16 protein-coding genes are annotated in these 18677 nt (G+C 74.2%); 15 read left to right on the top strand and 1 reads right to left on the bottom strand.

The window, feature by feature from the left end:
* Positions 1–90: 90 nt before the first annotated feature.
* The 13 genes from R7226_RS20970 (at position 91) to R7226_RS21030 (ending at position 15912) form a co-directional block, all read left to right on the top strand.
* Positions 91–1890 (top strand): glycoside hydrolase family 15 protein, encoded by a 1800-nt coding sequence (locus R7226_RS20970; protein WP_318599266.1) that lies wholly within the window; start codon positions 91–93, stop codon positions 1888–1890.
* A gap of 327 nt (positions 1891–2217) precedes the next feature.
* Positions 2218–2427, top strand: a complete 210-nt coding sequence (locus R7226_RS20975; RefSeq protein ID WP_318599267.1) for a bleomycin resistance protein — start codon at positions 2218–2220, stop codon at positions 2425–2427.
* On the top strand, positions 2424–2924 hold the full coding sequence (locus R7226_RS20980) for a VOC family protein (RefSeq protein WP_318599268.1): 501 nt from the start codon (positions 2424–2426) through the stop codon (positions 2922–2924). Before R7226_RS20975 ends, R7226_RS20980 begins: the two co-directional genes overlap by 4 nt.
* Before the next feature lie 35 nt (positions 2925–2959).
* Positions 2960–4330, top strand: a complete 1371-nt coding sequence (locus R7226_RS20985) for a dihydrolipoyl dehydrogenase family protein (protein WP_318599269.1) — start codon at positions 2960–2962, stop codon at positions 4328–4330.
* A 14-nt stretch (positions 4331–4344) separates the two neighbouring features.
* A complete protein-coding gene (locus R7226_RS20990; RefSeq protein ID WP_318599270.1) occupies positions 4345–5100 on the top strand; it encodes an SDR family oxidoreductase in 756 nt (251 codons plus the stop codon).
* 109 nt (positions 5101–5209) lie between these two features.
* The gene (locus R7226_RS20995; protein WP_318599271.1) at positions 5210–6451 is read left to right on the top strand and encodes a S53 family peptidase; all 1242 of its coding nucleotides are present in this window, start codon (positions 5210–5212) and stop codon (positions 6449–6451) included.
* Between the two features lie 80 nt (positions 6452–6531).
* Complete coding sequence (locus tag R7226_RS21000; protein ID WP_318599272.1) at positions 6532–6972, top strand: Fur family transcriptional regulator; 441 nt, start codon at positions 6532–6534, stop codon at positions 6970–6972.
* Positions 6973–7080: 108 nt separating this feature from the next.
* On the top strand, positions 7081–9255 hold the full coding sequence (gene katG / locus R7226_RS21005; protein ID WP_404827885.1) for a catalase/peroxidase HPI: 2175 nt from the start codon (positions 7081–7083) through the stop codon (positions 9253–9255).
* Positions 9256–9320: 65 nt separating this feature from the next.
* Positions 9321–10484, top strand: a complete 1164-nt coding sequence (locus R7226_RS21010) for a tyrosinase family protein (protein ID WP_318599274.1) — start codon at positions 9321–9323, stop codon at positions 10482–10484.
* Positions 10485–10662: 178 nt separating this feature from the next.
* On the top strand, positions 10663–12378 hold the full coding sequence (locus tag R7226_RS21015; RefSeq protein WP_318599275.1) for an ABC transporter substrate-binding protein: 1716 nt from the start codon (positions 10663–10665) through the stop codon (positions 12376–12378).
* Entirely contained in the window at positions 12375–13355 is a 981-nt protein-coding gene (locus R7226_RS21020) for an ABC transporter permease (RefSeq protein WP_318599276.1), read from the top strand. The genes R7226_RS21015 and R7226_RS21020 overlap by 4 nt, the downstream gene beginning before the upstream one ends.
* A complete protein-coding gene (locus tag R7226_RS21025) occupies positions 13352–14212 on the top strand; it encodes an ABC transporter permease (RefSeq protein WP_318599277.1) in 861 nt (286 codons plus the stop codon). The genes R7226_RS21020 and R7226_RS21025 overlap by 4 nt, the downstream gene beginning before the upstream one ends.
* Positions 14209–15912, top strand: coding sequence for an ABC transporter ATP-binding protein (locus R7226_RS21030; RefSeq protein ID WP_318599278.1), 1704 nt, complete (start codon positions 14209–14211; stop codon positions 15910–15912). Before R7226_RS21025 ends, R7226_RS21030 begins: the two co-directional genes overlap by 4 nt.
* Here R7226_RS21030 and R7226_RS21035 read toward each other — a convergent pair.
* Entirely contained in the window at positions 15894–16547 is a 654-nt protein-coding gene (locus tag R7226_RS21035) for a TetR/AcrR family transcriptional regulator (protein WP_318599279.1), read from the bottom strand. The genes R7226_RS21030 and R7226_RS21035 overlap by 19 nt on opposite strands.
* A 49-nt stretch (positions 16548–16596) precedes the next feature.
* Here R7226_RS21035 and R7226_RS21040 point away from each other — a divergent pair, with 49 nt between their 5' ends.
* Both R7226_RS21040 and R7226_RS21045 read left to right on the top strand, forming a co-directional pair.
* Positions 16597–17613 (top strand): zinc-binding dehydrogenase, encoded by a 1017-nt coding sequence (locus tag R7226_RS21040; RefSeq protein ID WP_318599280.1) that lies wholly within the window; start codon positions 16597–16599, stop codon positions 17611–17613.
* Positions 17610–18677 (top strand): LLM class flavin-dependent oxidoreductase (locus R7226_RS21045; RefSeq protein WP_318599281.1); only part of this gene is annotated, 1068 nt, incomplete at its 3' end. The genes R7226_RS21040 and R7226_RS21045, both read left to right, overlap by 4 nt.

Consider the following 18677-nt stretch of genomic DNA (forward strand, 5'->3'; position numbering starts at 1 on the left):
TGGTCGCGAGGGAGGGATGCCGGCACGAAGGCCGGACTGGTGTGCGCCTGCTTGCCGGCGCGCCGGTCAGCCGAGAGCATCGAGCCGGCGATGCGGATCGAGGACTACGGACTGATCGGGGACATGCAGTCGGCGGCGCTCGTCGGGCGCGACGGCTCGGTCGACTGGCTGTGCCTGCCGCGCTTCGACTCGGCCTCCTGCTGCTCGGCGCTGCTGGGCGACGCGCGCCACGGTCGCTGGCTGCTCGCGCCGGCCGGCGAGTCGCGCGCGACCACTCGCCGCTATCTGCCCGGCACGCTCGTGCTGGAGCGCGAGCACGAGACGGCCGACGGCGCGGTGCGCGTGACCGACTTCATGCCGCCGCGACGGCACGGTCCGCCGCGACTGATGCGGATCGTCGAGGGCCTGCGCGGCGCCGTTCCGATGCGGATGGAGCTGGCGCTGCGGCCTGACTACGGCGCGGTCCACCCGTGGATCGAGCGGGCCGCCGACGGCGTCGTCGCGACCGCCGGCCCCGACGCCTTCCGGCTCAGCACGCCGCTGCCGCTCGAGGTCGAGGACGGGACCGCGTCGGCCGAGTTCGTCGTCGTCGCGGGAGCGCGTGAGCGGCTGACGCTGACGTGGCACCTCTCCTACGAGCCGGCGCCGCCGGTCGAGGACGCCGACTCCGCGCTCGCCCGCACGAGCGAGTGGTGGCGTCAGTGGAGCGGCCGCTGCCGCTACGACGGCGCCTACCGCGACGAAGTGCTGACGTCGCTGATCGCGTTGAAGGCGATGACGTCGGAGACGACCGGCGCGCTGATCGCGGCACCGACGACGTCGCTGCCGGAGGAGATCGGCGGCGTGCGCAACTGGGACTACCGCTACTGCTGGCTGCGCGACTCGGTGCTGGCGCTGGAGGCGCTGCTGGCGGCCGGCTACAGCGAGGAGGCGCTCGCCTTCCGCGACTTCCTGCTGCGCGTCGGCACCGGCGACCCGCGACAGATCCAGATCATGTACGGGATCGGCGGCGAGCGGCGCCTGACCGAGTTCGAGCTGCCGCACCTGCCGGGCTACGAGGGTTCACAGCCTGTCCGCGTCGGCAACGCCGCCTCGGAGCAGTTCCAGCTCGACGTCTACGGCGAGGTCGCGGCCGTCATGTACCTCGGCGCGGATCTGCTGGGCAGAGTCGAGAAGCGGCTGTGGCCGCGCTGGCGCGCGATCGTCGAGCACATCGAGACGATCTGGCGCGAGCCCGACGACGGCATCTGGGAGTCGCGCGGGGAGCGGCGCCACTACACGTACTCGAAGGTGATGGCGTGGGTCGTGTTCGACCGCGTCGTGCGGATCGCCGAGCGGTTCGAGCTGGAGGGGCCGATCGATCGCTGGAGACAGACGCGCGACGAGATCCACCGCGAGATCTGCGAGCGCGGATACGACCGCGAGCGCCGCACCTTCACGCAGTACTACGGCTCGCGCGAGCTGGACGCGAGCGTCCTCAACATCCCGCTCGTTGGCTTCCTGCCCGGCACCGACGAGCGCGTCACCGGCACGATCGACGCGATCTCAGCCGAGCTGGGCCGCGACGGCTTCGTCTCGCGCTACTCGACCGCCGAGACCGACGACGGGCTGCCCGGCGACGAAGGGCAGTTCCTCGCATGCTCGTTCTGGCTCGTCAGCGCGCTCGCGCTGAACGACCGCGTCGCGGAAGCGCGCGCGCTGTTCGAGCGCCTGCTCGGGCTCGCCAACGACGTCGGTCTGCTCGCCGAGGAGTACGACGTCGCACGGCAGCGTCAGGTCGGCAACTTCCCTCAGGCGTTCAGCCACCTCACGCTGATCGTCGCCGCCAGAGCGATCACCGCCGCGGAGCGCGGGCAGAAGCACATGGCCGTCCGCACGAGCAGCGCGTGATCGTCATCTGGTGCGGGTGACGAGCCAGCTCGTGCCGTTGCGCCCCGGCCATGCGGCCGTCCGATGCAGCGGGAGCACCGCGAGGTCGTCGCCGTCGACCGCTTCCAGGGCGCGCGCTCGCAGGAGCCGCTGCGCGGCTTCGAGGCTGATGCCAGGGTGATGCTCGGGCGCTCCCGCAAGCTCACCGCGGCAACCGAGCGCGTCGAATCGCAGCTTTGTTCGAGGTACCCCATGCCTCATTGCACCGGAATACTAACTGATGGTGGTTTGACTTTCGCCGGTCGATGCGAGGAGAGTGGACCCGCCCCCAACCCACGGAGGTCTCCGATGAGCAGAGCGATGGACGTTGCGGCGCTTGCCGAGCTGCTGCACGAGACGTCCGAGCGTCACGGTGCGTTCGAGGCGGTCGCACCGCCGCACGACTGGTGGGACTGGTACGCGGCGTACATGGACGCACGGAAGAGCGGGAGCGAGCCGGACGAAGCCTCGGCGGCCGCCGGGCGCTACATGGCGGAGATCGAGGAGGCCGAGAGATGAGCGACGTCCAGGCGAGCAGCGAAGGTGCGGGCGGCAGCGCTCCGGTGCGACCCGGGGAGATGAAGCTCGAGGTCGTGGTCGTGCCGGTCTCCGACGTCGACCGGGCGAAGCGCTTCTACGAGTCGCTCGGGTGGCGGCTCGACGCCGACCTCGCGGTCGAGGACGGCTACCGGGTCGTGCAGCTGACCCCGCCGGGCTCGGCCTGCTCGATCATCTTCGGCGACGGGGTCTCGTCGGCCCCGCCCGGATCGACGCAGGGCCTGCAGCTCTCGGTCTACGACATCGACGCGGCGCGTGCCGATCTGACCGGGCGCGGGATCGACGTCAGCGAGACATTCCACGACGCGACGGGGATCTTCCATCACGCGGGGGAAGCCGGACGCGTGAGCGGACCGGCTCCCGACCATGCCGACTACGGCTCGTTCCTCGCGTTCAGCGATCCGGACGGCAACGGCTGGCTGCTGCAGGAGATCAAGACGCGGCTGCCCGGCCGCTGAACGGCGCGCGAACGCGCCGGGAAGGAGCTGCCGCGATGAGCAGCGACTATGACGTGATCGTGCTCGGCGGCGGATCGCCGGGCGAGCACTGCGCGGGCGCCCTCGCGGAGGGCGGCCTGCGCGTCGCGGTCGTCGAGCGCGAACTGGTCGGCGGCGAATGCTCGTACTGGGCGTGCATCCCGTCGAAGACGCTGCTGCGGCCCGGCGAGGCCGTCCACGGCGCGCGCGAGGCGGCGGCGCGCGCGGAGGTCGACGTCGAGGCGGCGCTCGCGTGGCGTGACTTCATGGTCTCGGACTGGTCCGACGCCGGCCAGGAGCGCTGGCTGGCCGACAGCGGGATCGCCCTGCTGCGCGGCAGCGGCCGGCTCGCCGGCCCGGGCGTCGTCGAGGTCGACGGCGTGCGCCACACCGCCGACCACGTCGTGCTCGCCAACGGCGCCGACCCGGTCGTGCCGCCGCTTCCCGGCCTGCGCGAGCTCGACGGCGTCTGGACCAGTCGCGAGGCGACGTCGATGAAGGCCGTTCCGCGCCGCTTGCTGATCCTCGGTGGCGGGCCGGTCGGCGTCGAGCTGGCGCAAGCCGTGCGCCGGCTCGGCGGCGAGGCGGTGGTCGTCGACAGGTCGGAGCACCTGCTCGCCCGCGAACCGGCGCCGCTGGGCAAGGCACTCGGCGACGCGCTCCGCCGCGAGGGCATCGAGCTGGTCCTGTCGGCGAGCGCGGCCGCCGCGCGCCGCGACGGCGAGGAGTACGTCGTCGCGCTCGACGACGGGCGCGAGCTGCGCGGCGACCGGCTGCTCGTCGCCACCGGCCGCAGGCCCCGGATCGCCGGGATCGGCCTCGAGACGATCGGCGTCGACCCGGACGCGCGCGCCGTCCCCGTCGACGACCGGCTGCGGGTGGCGGAGGGCGTGTGGGCGATCGGCGACGTCACCGGTCTGTGGCCGCTGACGCACGTCGGCAAGTACCAGGGCGAGGTGGTCGCCGCCAACATCCTCGGGCAGCCGCGGACGGCCAACTACGAGGCCGTCCCGCGCGTCGTCTACACCGACCCGCAAGCGGCCGCGGTCGGTGACGGCGCGGCGCGCTTCAGCGCCACGGTGCCGGTCGCGGAGGTTGCGAAGACGGCCGCCTACACGCGCGCGTACGCGGAGCAGAACGGCTTCCTGACGCTCCTCAGCGACGGCGAGCGGATGACCGGCGCCTACGCGCTCGGCCCCGAGGCGGGCGAGTGGCTGCAGCAGGCGACGCTCGCGATCCGCGCCCACGTCCCGCTCGACGTGATGGCCGACACGATCCAGCCGTTCCCGACGTTCTCGGAGATCTACGTCGCCGCACTCAAGGCGCTTCGCGCGCAGATCGCGACGGCGGACACGCCGGTCGGCGCGGAACCGCCGGCGGCCGGCTGAGGAAAGGCGCGACGATGACGAGCACAGCGGGCGATCCGGCAGGCGAGCAGCAGGCGTTGGGCGGACAGACGGTCGGCGTGATCGGTGGCAGCGCCGGCATCGGCCTCGAAGTCGCCCGCAGATCCCGTGCCGACGGCGCCGACGTGATCGTGACCGGACGCGATCCTGAGCGCTTGGAACGGGCCGCGAGCGAGCTCGGGGCGGTCGGCAGCGCGGCCTTCGACGCGGATGACCCGGATGCGCTCGGACAGTTCTTCCAAGGGCTGCCGACGCCGGTCGACCACGTGATGGTCACAGCCGGACGGCCGACCTACGGGCGCGTGGCCGACATGGACCACGAGCAGCTGCGCCGAGCGCTCGACGGGCACCTCATGCTGGCGCTGGAGGTCGCCCGCAACGCCCCCGGCAACGTGCGACCCGGAGGCACGCTGCTGTTCATGGGCGGCACCGGCGCTCGTCGCCCCGGCGTCGGCCTCGCGATCGCCTCGACGGTCACGGTGGCGATGCCCGCGCTCGTCGCCAGCCTCGCGCTCGAGCTCGCGCCGATTCGCGTCAACCTCATCGCCGCCGGGTTCGTCGACACGCCGTTGTCGGCATCGCTGCTCGGCGACCGGCTCGACGAGCGCCGCGACGAGCTGCGCGCGACGCTCCCGATCGGGCGCGTCGTCGGTCCGGCCGACGTCGCGGCGCTCGCCGTCCACCTGATGACCAACACCGCGCTGACCGGCGCGACGTACGACATCGACGGCGGCCAGCAGCTCGTCTCGTGAGCTGAGCGAACGGCAGGATCAGCGTGCGTCGTGTCCGCGCGCGGACTGCCGCGATCGCCACCGCCGCGCCTCGTCTCAAGTTCGCGCGAGGAGCGCCGAGACAGCTTCTATGCGCCACGCTCTCCACGTTCTCACCACGGCGGCGGCGGTGCTCGCCGCGTCGTCGCTCGCCCCGCAGGCGGCCCGCTCCGCGCCCAGCTCCGTCGCCGCCGTCAAGGCCAGCTGCCGCGAGCAGGCGCTGCGCTGCTACGACGTGCGCCAGGTCCAGCGCGCGTACGGCCTCGACCGCCTCCACCGCGCGGGAATCGACGGGCGCGACACGACCGTCGCGATCGTCATGTCCCCGTCGGAGATGCTCGCGGACGCGCTGGGCGCGCAGTCGCGGCGCTTCGGGCTCGCACCGGCGCGGCTGACGGTCGCCGAGCCGGCCGGCGACCCCGGCCCCGCGGCGGGGCTGGCGGGAGCCGAGGGCGCGCTCGACGTCCAGGCCGTCCATGCGATCGCGCCTCGCGCGCGGCTGCTGTACCTCGCCGTCCCCGGAGCTGCCGTCGACGGCAACGTGATGGCGGATCAGGCACTGGCACGCGCGGTCGATGCCGCGGTCGCGGCCCGCGCCGACGTGATCTCGATGAGCTTCGGCGCGCCGGAGCGCCGCTATCCCGCCTTCCGCGCCGCGCTCGCCCGCGCCGCCCGCGCCGGCGTGCCGGCCTTCGCGGGCAGCGGCGACGACGGCGTCACGACCCCTGGCGTGAGAGGCCAGACGACGGTCTACCCCGCGGCGGATCCGAACGTGACCGCTGTCGGCGGCACGCTGCTGACGCTCGACGCGGCCGGGCGCCGCCTCGCGCCCGACGTCGCCTGGGGCCCGGACGTCGGCGGCGCGTCGGGCGGCGGGATCTCGCACCTCTCGCCGCGTCCGCAATGGCAGCGGCGGCTGACGGGCGCGACCGGCCGCGGCCGCAACTACCCCGACGTCAGCATGCTCGCCGCCGGCTCCGGCGGCTTCATCGTCTTCTTCCCCGGCACCGCCGCGCCGATCGCGAACGTCAGCGGCAACAGCGTCTCGACGCCGATGATGGCCGGCATCGCCGCGCTCGCCCGCCAGCGTGCCGGCCGGCCGCTGCGCAACGTCAACCGCGCGATCTACCGACTCGCGCGCAAGCCCGTCCGCAACGGCATCGTCGACGTGCGGATCGGCAGCAACTCGTTCAGCGACGCGCTCGACGGCCGGCTCACCGACGGCCACTTGATCACCGGCTACCTCGCCGGCCCCGGCTACGACCGCGTCACCGGCCTCGGCACGATCACCGCCCCGCGCTTCGTGCCGGCACTGGCGCGCGCGGCGCGGTGAGAAGCGGCGGGCAGCGGCCTGAAGCAGCTTGCGTCCTTCAAAGACTTGACACGGTCCAATGCCGGGCCGATGATGTCGGCGTGCCAGCTCAGCCCCCTGCCGCGTCGCCCGACCTGCTGCGCCAGCACGGTCTCAAGGCCACCGCCCAGCGCATCGCCGTCCTGCGGGCGGTCACCGGGAGCGCCCACAGCACGGCGGAGGACGTCGCCACGGTCGTCAGAGCCGAGATCGGCACGATCTCGCGCCAAGCCGTGTACGACGTCCTCGGCGCGCTCGTCGAGGTGGGGCTCGTGCGGCGCATCGAGCCGTCGCGCTCGCCGGCCCGCTACGAGGCGCGCGTCGACGACAACCACCACCACCTGATCTGCCGCGACTGCGGGCGGATCGTCGACGTCGACTGCGCGGTCGGTCAGATGCCGTGCATGCACCCGTCCGACGACCACGGCTACGAGATCGACGAGGCCGAGGTCGTCTACTGGGGCCGCTGCGCCGACTGCCGCGCCGCGGTCCCCGCCGGCTGAGCCGCACCCGCCCGAGCCACACCGAAGTTCCCAACCCCCCGAACGAGGAGCACGATGAGCGCCACTGACGAGCACGGCCCGGTCACCACCAGCGACGAGCACAGACCGATGGGATGTCCGGTGCTCCACGCCGAGCACCAGGCCGTCGGCGTCACCGCGAACCAGCACTGGTGGCCGCACCAGCTGAACCTGCGGATCCTGCGTCAGAACAACCCGCAGGCCGATCCGCTCGGGACCGGGTTCGACTACGCCGAGGCGCTCAAGCAGCTCGACGTCGACGCGCTCGTCGCCGACGTCGACGCGCTGATGACCGAGTCGCAGGAGTGGTGGCCGGCCGACTACGGCCACTACGGCCCGCTCTTCATCCGCATGAGCTGGCACGCCGCCGGCACCTACCGCACCCACGACGGTCGCGGTGGCGGCGGCAGCGGCGCGCAGCGCTTCGCCCCGCTCAACAGCTGGCCCGACAACGCCAACCTCGACAAGGCGCGGCGGCTGCTGTGGCCGGTCAAGCAGAAGTACGGCCAGAAGATCTCCTGGGCCGACCTGCTCGTGCTCGCCGGCAACCGGGCGCTCGAGACGATGGGCTTCAGAACGTTCGGCTTCGCCTTCGGCCGCCCCGACATCTGGGCGCCCGAGGAGGACGTCTACTGGGGCCCCGAGCGCGAATGGCTCGGCGACGAGCGCTACAGCGGCGACCGCGAGCTGGCCAACCCGCTCGGCGCGGTCCAGATGGGCCTGATCTACGTCAACCCGGAGGGCCCCAACGGCAAGCCCGACCCGCTCGCCGCCGCGCGCGACATCCGTGAGACGTTCGGCCGCATGGCGATGAACGACGAGGAGACGGTCGCGCTGATCGCCGGCGGTCACACCTTCGGCAAGACGCACGGCGCGGCCGAGCCCGAGCCGCACGTCGGCGCCGAGCCCGAGGGCGCCGCGCTCGCCGCGCAGGGCCTCGGCTGGCTCAGCGACTACGCCAGCGGCAAGGGCGACGACACGATCACCTCCGGCCTCGAAGGCGCCTGGACCAACGACCCGGTGAAGTGGGACAACGGCTTCTACGAGAACCTCTTCGGCTACGACTGGGAGCTGACGAGAAGCCCGGCGGGCGCGTACCAGTGGCGTCCGACCAACCCCGAGGCGCAGGAGGCGGTGCCGGTCGCGCACGACCCGTCGAAGCGGACCGCTCCGATGATGGCGACGACCGACATCGCGCTGATCAGAGACCCGGTCTACCTGGAGATCTCCAAGCGCTTCCACGAGCACCCGGAGCAGCTCGCCGACGCGTTCGCGCGCGCGTGGTTCAAGCTGCTGCACCGCGACATGGGCCCCTCCTCCCGCTACCTCGGCCCGTCGGCTCCGGCCGAGGAGCTGCTGTGGCAGGACCCGGTCCCGGCCGTCGACCACGAGCTGGTCGACGCCGCCGACGTCGCGGCGCTGAAGGGCCAGATCCTCGCCTCCGGCGTGCCGCTCTCCCAGCTGGTCGCGACGGCGTGGGCGTCGGCCTCGACCTACCGCGACACCGACAAGCGCGGCGGCGCCAACGGCGCCCGCATCCGCCTCGAGCCGCAGGCCGGCTGGGAGGTCAACGCGGGCGTCGCGCCGGTGCTGGACGCGCTGGCGAAGATCCAGCAGGCGTTCAACGGCGCGCAGACGGGCGGCAAGCGCGTCTCGCTCGCCGACCTGATCGTGCTGGGCGGCTCCGCGGCCGTCGAGGCGGCCGCGCAGAAGGGCGGGCACGCCGTGACGGTGCCGTTCTCCCCCGGCCGCACCGACGCCACCGCCGAGCAGACCGACGCCTCGTCGTTCGCGGTGCTGGAGCCGAGAGCCGACGGCTTCCGCAACTACCTGCAGCCCGGCCTCGGCGTCCCCGCCGAGCACCTGCTGCTCGACAAGGCGTTCCTGCTGACGCTGTCGGCGCCCGAGCTGACCGCGCTGGTCGGCGGCCTGCGGGTGCTGAACGCCAACGCCGGCAGCTCGCAGGCCGGCGTCTTCACCGATCGCCCCGAGACGTTGAGCAACGACTTCTTCGTCAACCTGCTCGACAACTCGACCGAGTGGAAGGCGATCTCCGAGAGCGAGGAGCTGTTCGAGGGCCGCAGCCGCGAGAGCGGCGAGGTGCGCTGGACCGGCACCCGTGTCGACCTCGTCTTCGGCTCCAACTCCGAGCTGCGCGCGCTCGCCGAGGTCTACGCCTCCGACGACGCGCAGGCCAAGTTCGTGCAGGACTTCGTCGCGGCCTGGTCGAAGGTCATGGACCTCGACCGCTTCGAGCTCGACTGACGCGCACGGGGCCCCGCCGCGGCGGGGCCCCACGGCCGCGCGACCACCCACCGCCGAGGAGATCCATGCGACCGCTGCTTGCGCTCGTCGTCGCCGTGCTGCTGTCCGCCGTCGCCATGCCGCCCGCGGCGCAGGGTGCCGACGTCGTGCGCAGAGACGCCAAGCACCTGACCGCCCGCGAGCGGGCCGACTTCGTCAACGCGATCCTCGCGCTCAAGCGGATGCCGTCGCCGTACCGCGGCTTCGGCGCGCAGTCGTACTACGACCTCTTCGTGACGTGGCATCGGGACGTGTTCCGCTGCCCGAACTACACGGCGCACATGAGCCCGTCGTTCCTGCCGTGGCACCGCTACTACCTGCGCACGTTCGAGCGCGCGCTGTCGGCGGCGGCCGGCAAGCCGATCGCGCTGCCGTACTGGGACTGGACCGACCCGGCCTCGACGCGCGCGGTCTTCCGCGACGACCTGATGGGCCCGGACGGCGACCCGGCGCGCGGCGGCGCGGTCACCAGAGGCGCCTTCCGCAAGGGCAGCTGGCGATTCTCGGTCGTCGATCCGAAGGTGGTCGACCCCGTCGGCCTGCGCTACCTCACGCGCAACTTCGGCACGCTGATCGTCGACTCGCTGCCGCCGCGCGCCGACGTGCTCGCCGCGCTGCGCGTCGGCAGCTACGACGTCGCGCCGTTCGACGACGAGCCGTCGGAGCTGCTGTCGTTCCGCAACAACCTCGAGGGCTGGCGCGAGGAGGTCGGCGAGGAGTGCAGCAACGGCTGGGTCGAGCCGATCCACATCCAGGACCACAGAACCCCGCACGAGATGCACAACCGCGTCCACCTCTGGACCGCGGGCGCGACGCCGCTGCCCGGTCAGAGAGACGCGGTCGCCGGCACGATGGCCAACAACACGTCGCCCAACGACCCGGTCTTCTGGCTGCACCACGCGAACATCGACCGCGTCTGGCAGTCGTGGATCAGACGCCACGGGCCCCGCTACGCGTCGGGCAGAGGACTGCGGGCCGGGCAGCGCCTCAACGACTCGCTGTCGCCGTTCGTGCGCTTCGATCCGAGCGCGACACCGGCCTCCCAGCTGCGGATCGGCGGCCTCGGCTACCGCTACGACCGGCTCGTCGCCGGCGGTGGTGACGCGGTCACCTCGACGGCACGCGTCTCGGTCGAGGAGGCGCTCGCGCCCTCCTCGCTGCGCTTCAGCTGCGCGCTGCCGCGGACCTGACGCGCCCCACCGCGAGCGGCAGGATTCGGCCGCGCCGCCATCGCGCGTGTCGTCGCGCCGGTGCGGCGCGCCCGCGCTCGAACCAATGAGTACATTTGACCTTCCTGACTAGTTTTGTCTAGATTACTCGCCGGTAGCACCCCTTCGTTCGCCGCCGAGCTGATCAGGAGCCCGTCAGATGCCGACCGTTCGCACGCGCCGCCGCGGCGTCGCGCCGCCCCACGCCATCCTCCGCCTGCTGCTGCCGCTGCTGCTGCTCGCCGCCGTCGCGACGACGAGCGGCTGCGGCTCCTCTGACGGCTCGGGCGGCGCGACCGCCGCCACGACGGCCAGCGCCGACGCCGACGCGCTGCCGAGCGGCGGCAGAGCGGTCGACGGCGGCACCCTCACCTACGCCGCCGACACCGAGCCCGAGCACCTCGACCCCGGCGTCGCCGGCACCGACGCCGCCGCGCTCGCGGTCCGCAACGTCGTCGACTCGCTCGTCGCGCAGAGCCTGGACGGCGAGCCGCTGCCGTGGCTGGCGAGCGAGTGGACGGTCTCCGACGACGGCCGCGTCTACGAGTTCAGACTGCGCGACGGCGTCAGATTCCACGACGGCGAGCCGTTCGACGCCGCCGCCGTCAAGGCCAACTTCGACCGCCTGCTCGGCCCGCAGGAGTCGCCCGGCGGCGCCCAGTCGCTCGTCGAGCCGATCAAGCGCGTCACGGTCGTCGACCCGTCGACCGTCCGCTTCACGCTCAAGCGGCCGTACGCGCCCTTCCTCACCTCGCTCTCCCACGCCTTCCTCGGGATCGTCTCGCCGGCGCAGCTCGCCGGCGACAGAGCGAGCCTGCCGACGCGACCGATCGGCACCGGCCCGTTCCGCGTCGTGAAGTGGAACAAGGGCAGCGACCTCACGCTCGAGCGCAACCCCGACTACGCATGGGCGCCGGAGGGCGCGGCCAACCAGGGTCCGCCCCACCTCGATCAGGTCGTCTTCCGCTACCTGCCGGAGGGCTCGGTCCGCGCCGGCACGCTGACCAGCGGCCAGGCCGACGTCGCGCTGTCGATCCCGCCGGTCGCGCTCGACGGGATCGCGCGCAACCCGAGACTGGCCGTCAGCCGCTACGACGACCCCGGCGCCAACTACGTCCTCTTCCTCAACACGCGGAAGGCTCCGACCGACGACGTGCGCGTCCGCCAGGCGCTGCTGCACGCGATCGACGTCGAGCCGATCGTCAGATCGCTCTACAGAGGCGCCTTCGCCGCCCCGCTCAGCATCCTCTCGCCGACGACGCTCGGTTACACGCCGGTCGAGTCGGCCGTCGCCTACGACCCCGACCTCAGCGCGAGACTGCTCGACGAGGCCGGTTGGAGCGAGCGCGACGCCGACGGCTACCGCGTCAAGGACGGCAGACGGCTGAGACTCGACTGGCCGACCGTCGCCGAGTTCCAGGCGCGCGACGACCGCACGACCTTCCAGCAGCTCGTGCAGTCGGCGGCCAGAAGAGCCGGCTTCGAGCTCGATCTCAGACCGACGCCGAACACGAAGATCGTCACGCCGATGGTCGGCGGCGACTACAACGCGCTCGACTTCTCCAACAAGTCGCCCGACCCCGACATCCTCTACGACCTCTTCGGCTCGAGACGGACGCTCGACCAGGGCGGCGCGAACATGTCGAAGTTCGCCGACCCCGAGGTCGACAGATGGCTCGCCGAGGGCCAGGCGTCGCAGGAGAGAGGCGCGCGCGAGGCCGCCTACGCGCAGGTCCAGGAGCGGCTGCTGGAGCAGGCGGTCGCGCTGCCCTTCTACGTCCATCCGACGATCGTCGGCGTCGGCCGGCACGTGCGCGGGCTGGAGTGGACGCCGGCCGCCTCGCTGTCGCTGCAAGGCGCCTGGCTGGAGCGGTGAGCGGAGCGCTGGCAGCGGCGCGGGCAGGGCGCGCGCCGCGGGGCGCGCTCGCCCGGCGCGTCGCGCTGCGGCTGGCGACGATGGTCGCGGTGATGGTCGGCGCCGCGACCGTCGCCTTCCTCGCGCTCGAACTGGTCGCCGACGATCCCGTGCGGACGGTGATCGGGCTGCGACCGGCGACGCCGGAGCTGCTCGCGCAGGTGCGCAGCGATCTCGGCCTCGACCGCAGCCTGCCGGAGCGCTGGCTGCTGTGGGTCGGCGGCATCGCGCACGGTGACCTCGGCACCTCCTACCAGCTGCAGCGGCCGGTGCTGGAGATCGTCGGCGAGCAGCTGCTGCCGACGGTCGAGCTGGCGCTGACCGCCTTCCTGCTCGGCGCCGCCGGCGGCACGCTGCTGGCGCTGGCGACCGCCGGCCGCCGGCCGCGCGCACGCGCGGCGTCGGGCGCCGCCGAGCTGCTGGCGCTGTCGACCCCGCCGTTCTGGCTCGGGATCGTGCTGCTGACCGTCTTCTCCTTCCAGCTCGGCTGGTTCCCCGTGATCGGCGCCGGCGAGAGCGGCCTGCGCGCGCTCGTGCTGCCGGCGGTGACGCTGGCGGTGCCGATCGCCGCGATGCTCGCGCAGGTGCTGCGCGACGGCCTCGAGCAGGCGCTCGCGCAGCCGTTCGCGACGACCGCCCGCGCGCGCGGGATCTCCGAGCTGCGGCTGCGGACCCACCACGCGCTGCGCCACGCGCTGCTGGCGGTGATGACGCTCTCAGGCTGGATCGTCGGCTCGCTGCTGGGCGGCGCGGTCGTCGTCGAGACCGTCTTCGGCCGCCAGGGGATCGGCCGCGTCGCGGCGACCGCGATCTCCTCCGCCGACGTGCCGACGGTGATGGGCGTCGTGCTGCTGTCGTCGTTCTTCTTCGTCGTCGTCAACGCGCTCGTCGACCTGCTCTATCCGCTCGTCGACCCGCGGCTGCGAGGTCGCGCGTGAGCGCGCTGCGGATGCGTTCCGGCGTCGGCCTCGTCGCCGCGCAGGGCCGTCGCAGAGCGTCGCGGCCGGCGTTGCTCGCGGCCGAGCTGGTGGTGCTGCTGATCGCGCTGGCGGCGCTGGCGCCGGGGCTCTTCACGAGCGCCGACCCGCTCGCGACCGACCCGGCCGCCGCGGTGCTGGCGCCGAGCGCCGACCACTGGCTGGGGACCGACCAGCAGGGCCGCGACGTCTTCGCGCGCGTCGTCCACGGAGCGCGCGCGTCGCTCGAGATCGGCGTCGGCGCGACGCTCGTCGCGGTGACCGCCGGCGTGCTGCTGGGGCTCGGCGCGGCGCTCGCCGGCCGCTGGATCGCGACGCCGCTGCTGCGGTTGGTCGAGGTGCTGCTCGCCTTCCCGGGGATCCTGCTGGCGCTGCTGGTGATCAGCATCGTCGGCAACGGCACGCGCGAGATCGCGCTGGCGATCGCCGTCGGTGCCGCGCCCGGCTACGCGCGGATCGTGCGTGCCGAGACGCTGCGTGTGCGCTCGGCGGGGTTCGTCGAGAGCTCGATCGCGCTCGGGGTGGCGCCTGGGCGGATCGTCGGCCGCCACCTGCTGCCGAACGTCGTGCGGCCGCTGCTGGTGCTGGCGACGATCGGGCTCGGCGAGACGATCCTCGCCGGCTCGGCGCTGAGCTTCCTCGGGATGGGCCCGAAGCCGCCGACGCCCGAGTGGGGCTCGGCGATCGCCGACGGCCGCGACTACCTCGCGACCGCGTGGTGGATCTCGTTCGCGCCCGGCGCCGCGATCGTCGCGACGGTCGTCGCCGTGACGGTGGTGGGCCGCGGCTGGCACGCGCGGCTGGGAGGCGGGCGGTGAGCGGGGTGGGCGCCGCGGGCGCGGGCGGCGCGCGAGCCGGCGCTGTCGGCGAGCTGCTCGACGTGCGCGGGCTGCGCGTCGCCTTCCCCGGCGCCGGGCCGGGCGGCGCGGACGTCGCCGCCGTGCGCGGGATCGGCTTCACGCTCGCGGCCGGCGAGTGCCTCGCCCTGGTCGGCGAGTCCGGCTCGGGCAAGAGCGTGACCGCGCGGGCGCTGCTGGGGCTCGCCGGCCCGCGCGCGCAGGTCGCCGCTGAGACGCTGCGGGTCGCCGGCCGCGACGCCGGCGCGTTGGACGAGCCCGGCTGGCGGGCGCTGCGCGGCCGCGAGGTCGGGCTCGTGCTGCAGGACGCGCTCGTCGCGCTCGATCCACTGCGGCGGGTGGGCGCGGAGGTCGCGGAGGCGGTGCGAGCCCACTCCTCCAACTCCCGGGTCGAAGCTGACGCGCGTGTGCTGGAGCTGCTCGCCGCCGCCGGCGTTCCGGAGCCGGAGCTGCGCGCGCGGCAGCGGCCGCACGAGCTGTCGGGCGGGCTGCGCCAGCGGGCGCTGATCGCATCCGCGCTGGCTGGCGCGCCGCGGCTGCTGATCGCCGACGAGCCGACGACGGCGCTCGACGTGACCGTGCAGGCGCAGATCCTCGCGCTGCTGGAGCGGACGAAGGCGGATGGCGCCGGGCTGCTGCTGATCAGCCACGACCTCGCCGTGGTCGCGCGGCTGGCCGACCGGATCGCGGTGATGGCCGGCGGCGAGATCGTCGAGCAGGGGTCGCGCGAACGGATCCTGCACAGCCCGGCCCATCCGCTGACGCGCGCGCTGCTGGACGCGGCGCGAGCGGCGGAGCGGCCGCGTCAGCGTGCCGAGAAGCCCTCACAGGGTCTGGGCGCCCTCGAAGCGCGCGGCCTCACGAAGCGCTTCGGCGACCGCCGCGCCGTCGACGACGTCTCGCTGACGCTTGCGCGCGACGAGGCGCTCGGGCTCGTCGGCGAGTCGGGCTCGGGCAAGACGACGACCGCGCGGATGCTGCTCGGCCTGACCGCCCCCGACGGCGGCGAGGCGCTGCTGGAGGGCGCGCCGTGGAGCGCCTTGCCAGAGCGCGCGCGGCGGGCGCGGCGGGCGACGATCCAGCTCGTCGCGCAGGATCCCCTCAGCGCCTTCGATCCGCGCTGGACGGTCGAGCGCCTGCTCGCCGAGGCGCTCTCGATCGGACAGCCGCGGCGCGTGCGCGGCGGACGGCGCGACGCGATCGACGCGCTCCTGACGCAGGTCCGCCTCGACCCGGCGCTGCGCACCCGCCGGCCCGCCGAGCTGTCCGGCGGCCAGCGCCAGCGGGTCGCGATCGCGCGGGCGCTCGCGCCGGGACCGCGGATCCTCGTCTGCGACGAGCCGGTCAGCGCGCTCGACGTCACCGTCCAGGCGCAGATCCTCGCGCTGCTGGCCGAGCTGCGCACGCGGCTCGGCCTGTCGCTGCTGTTCATCTCGCACGACCTCGGCGTCGTGCGGCAGGTCAGCGACCGCGTCGCGGTGATGCGCGGCGGGCGGATCGTCGAGCAGGGCCCGACCGAACAGGTCTTCACCGCGCCGGAGCATCCGTACACGCGCGAGCTGCTGGCGGCGATGCCGCGGCTGGAGCCCCGCCCGGCCCGATCGGCGGCGATCTCCGGCCCGGCCGCCGACCCGGCGCTTCCTCAGGAGGCGGCGTCGTGACGGGCGAAGGCGCGCAGGAAGGTCTCGACGCCGTCGGCGACGACCTGCTCGCGCTCGGCCTCGGTGATCCGGTGCGGCGAGACGACCGCCATCATCGGCAGGTCGCCGGCGATCAGGGCGATGAACTGGCTGGCGGCGACGACCGGGTCCCGCACCTCGAGGTGGCCGGCGTTGGCGAGCCGCGCCAGCCGTCCGGCGAGCGCCTCGATGATCTCCTCGGCGCCCGAGGAGCGAACCGCCTCGAACAGGCCCGGCAGCCGCACCGCCTCGGCCGAGACGAGCCGCCGGACCGCCGTCGACTGCTCGTCGACCATGCAGGGGACGATCTGCTGCGCGACCGCGGTCAGCTCGCCGCGCAGGTCCCGCGGGTCGGTCGGGAACGACTTCAGCAGCGCCAGCGTCTTCCCGTTCGCGCGCGCCGCCGTCTCGGTCAGCGCCAGCCGGAAGAGCGTCTCCTTGTCGCCGACGTGGGCGTAGATCGTCGGCTTCGCGACGCCGGCCTCGGTCGCGATCTGGTCGACCGTCGCCTGCGCGTAGCCCTCGCGCGCGAAGACGACGAGCGCGGCGTCGAGCATCGCCTGCCGCTTGTCCATGCGCCCGCGCGGATTGGGGGTCGCGATCGCGTGGCTGCTCATGCCCCCAGCGTACTCCAGCCCATCGAATCCCACCCATAGGTCGTTGCCCATGAACCCAGCAGTCACCGCCGTCGTCGCCGATCCCGCAGCCCCGTTCGGCTGGGCGCGACGCGAGGTCGCCGCGCCAGAGCCGGCACCCTCACAGGCGCTCGTCGCCGTCCGGCACGTCTCGCTCAACCACGGCGATCGCCGCTACGCGACGCTCGTCCCGGCCGGCACCGTGCTCGGCTGGGACGCGACCGGCACCGTCGTGCGGGCCGCCGCCGACGGCAGCGGCCCCGCCGCCGGGAGCGAGGTGCTCGCCTTCGGCGCCGGCGCCTGGTCGCAGCTGGCCGCGTTCGCCGTGGAAGACATCGCACCGCTGCCGGCCGGCGCCGACCCCGCCGCCCACGCGGCGCTGCCGCTCGCCGGCTTCACCGCCCTGCGCGCGCTGCGCGGCGCCGGCTCGCTGCTCGGCCGCCGCGTGCTGGTGACGGGCGCCTCGGGCGGCGTCGGCCGCTTCGCCGTGCAGCTCGCGGCGCTCGGCGGCGCCGAGGTGATCGCGTCGGTCGGAGCGGCCGCGCGCGGCGCCGGTCTGGAGCGGCTCGGCGCGTCCGCCGTCGCCGTCGGACTCGACGGCGTCGACGGACCGCTCGACGTCGTGCTCGACACCGTCGGCGGCCCGCTGCTGGCGGGCGCCTACGCGCTGCTCGCGCCCGGTGGCAGTCTGCTGAGCGTCGGCTGGAGCAGCGGCGAGCCGGCGACGCTGGAGCCGTACGCGACCTTCGGCGACGACAGAGCGATCCGCTCCTTCGCCGACGCGCGCGCCGTCGGCGGCGACCTCGCGCTGCTGGCGCGGCTGGCGGCGAGCGGCCGGCTGTCGATCGAGGTCGGCTGGCGCGGCTCGTGGGAGCAGCTCGACGAGGCCGCCGCGGCGCTCGCGGCGCGCGAGATCGCCGGCAAGGCCGTGCTCGACGTCGACCCGCTGCCGGGCGGCGGCGCGTACGCGGGGACTGGCGCGGGCGCCGGCGCGGGCGCGGGAGCCAGCGCGGGCGCCGGCGCCGGCTCGACGGGCGCTGCGCGATGAGCCCGCTCGCGCTGTCGGTGCTCGACGCCGCACCCGTGTGGGAGGGCCAGAGCGCCGCCGAGGCGTTGCGCAACACGGTCGCGCTGGCGCAGTCGGCCGAGCGGATCGGCTGCGCCCGCTTCTGGGTCACCGAGCACCACAACGTGCCCGCGCTCGCCTGCGCCGCGACGGCCGTCGTCGCGACCGCGGTCGCCGGCGCGACCGCGCGGATCCGCGTCGGCGCCGGCGGCGTGCTGCTGCCCAACCACGCGCCGCTGGCGGTCGCCGAGCAGTACGGCGCGCTCGCCGCGCTCCACCCCGGCCGCGTCGACCTCGGGCTCGGCCGCGCCGCCGGGACCGACCCGCTCGCCGCGCGCCTGCTGCGGCGCGGCGGCAGTGTTCCCGAGCACGACGACTTCCCCGACCAGATCGCCGAGCTGGCCGGCTACTTCGCGCCGCGCGCGGCGGTCGGCGACGCGGTCGTCGCGATGCCCGCGCACGAGCAGTCGCCGCCGCTCTGGCTGCTCGGCTCCAGCCCCGGCAGCGCACGGCTCGCCGGGCGCTTGGGACTGCCGTATGCATTCGCCCATCAGCTCGCGCCGCAGCTGACCGAGGTGGCGCTGGCAACCTACCGCGAGGCGTTCGTGCCGTCGGGCGAGCTGAAGGCGCCGTACGCGATCGTCTCGCTGATCGCGATCTGCGGTGAGAGCGACGCGGAGGCGCGCGAGCTGGCGGCGCCGTACCTGCTCAGCAAGCTGTCGATGGGCAGCGGCAACCGGCCGCTCGCGTTCCCGAGCGCGGAGAGCGCGCGGGCGCGGGTGCTGACGAGCGAGGAGCGCACGACGCAGGAGGAGTGGATCGGGACGCAGCTGCGCGGCGGCCCCGAGACGGTGCGGCGGCGGCTGGCCGAGCTGGTCGCGCGCAGCGGCGCCGACGAGCTGATGGCGTTCACGCTGATCCCCGACCACGCCGCGCGCGTGCGCTCGTACGAGCTGCTGGCGGAGGCGGTCGCGGAGGTGGCGGGCCTCGCGGCCAGTGGCGCGGCCGGCGGCGCGGCCGGCGGCGCGGCCGGCGGCGCCGGCGCG

The organism is Conexibacter stalactiti (assembly GCF_033542075.1).
In the GTDB taxonomy this organism is placed as follows: domain Bacteria; phylum Actinomycetota; class Thermoleophilia; order Solirubrobacterales; family Solirubrobacteraceae; genus Conexibacter; species Conexibacter stalactiti.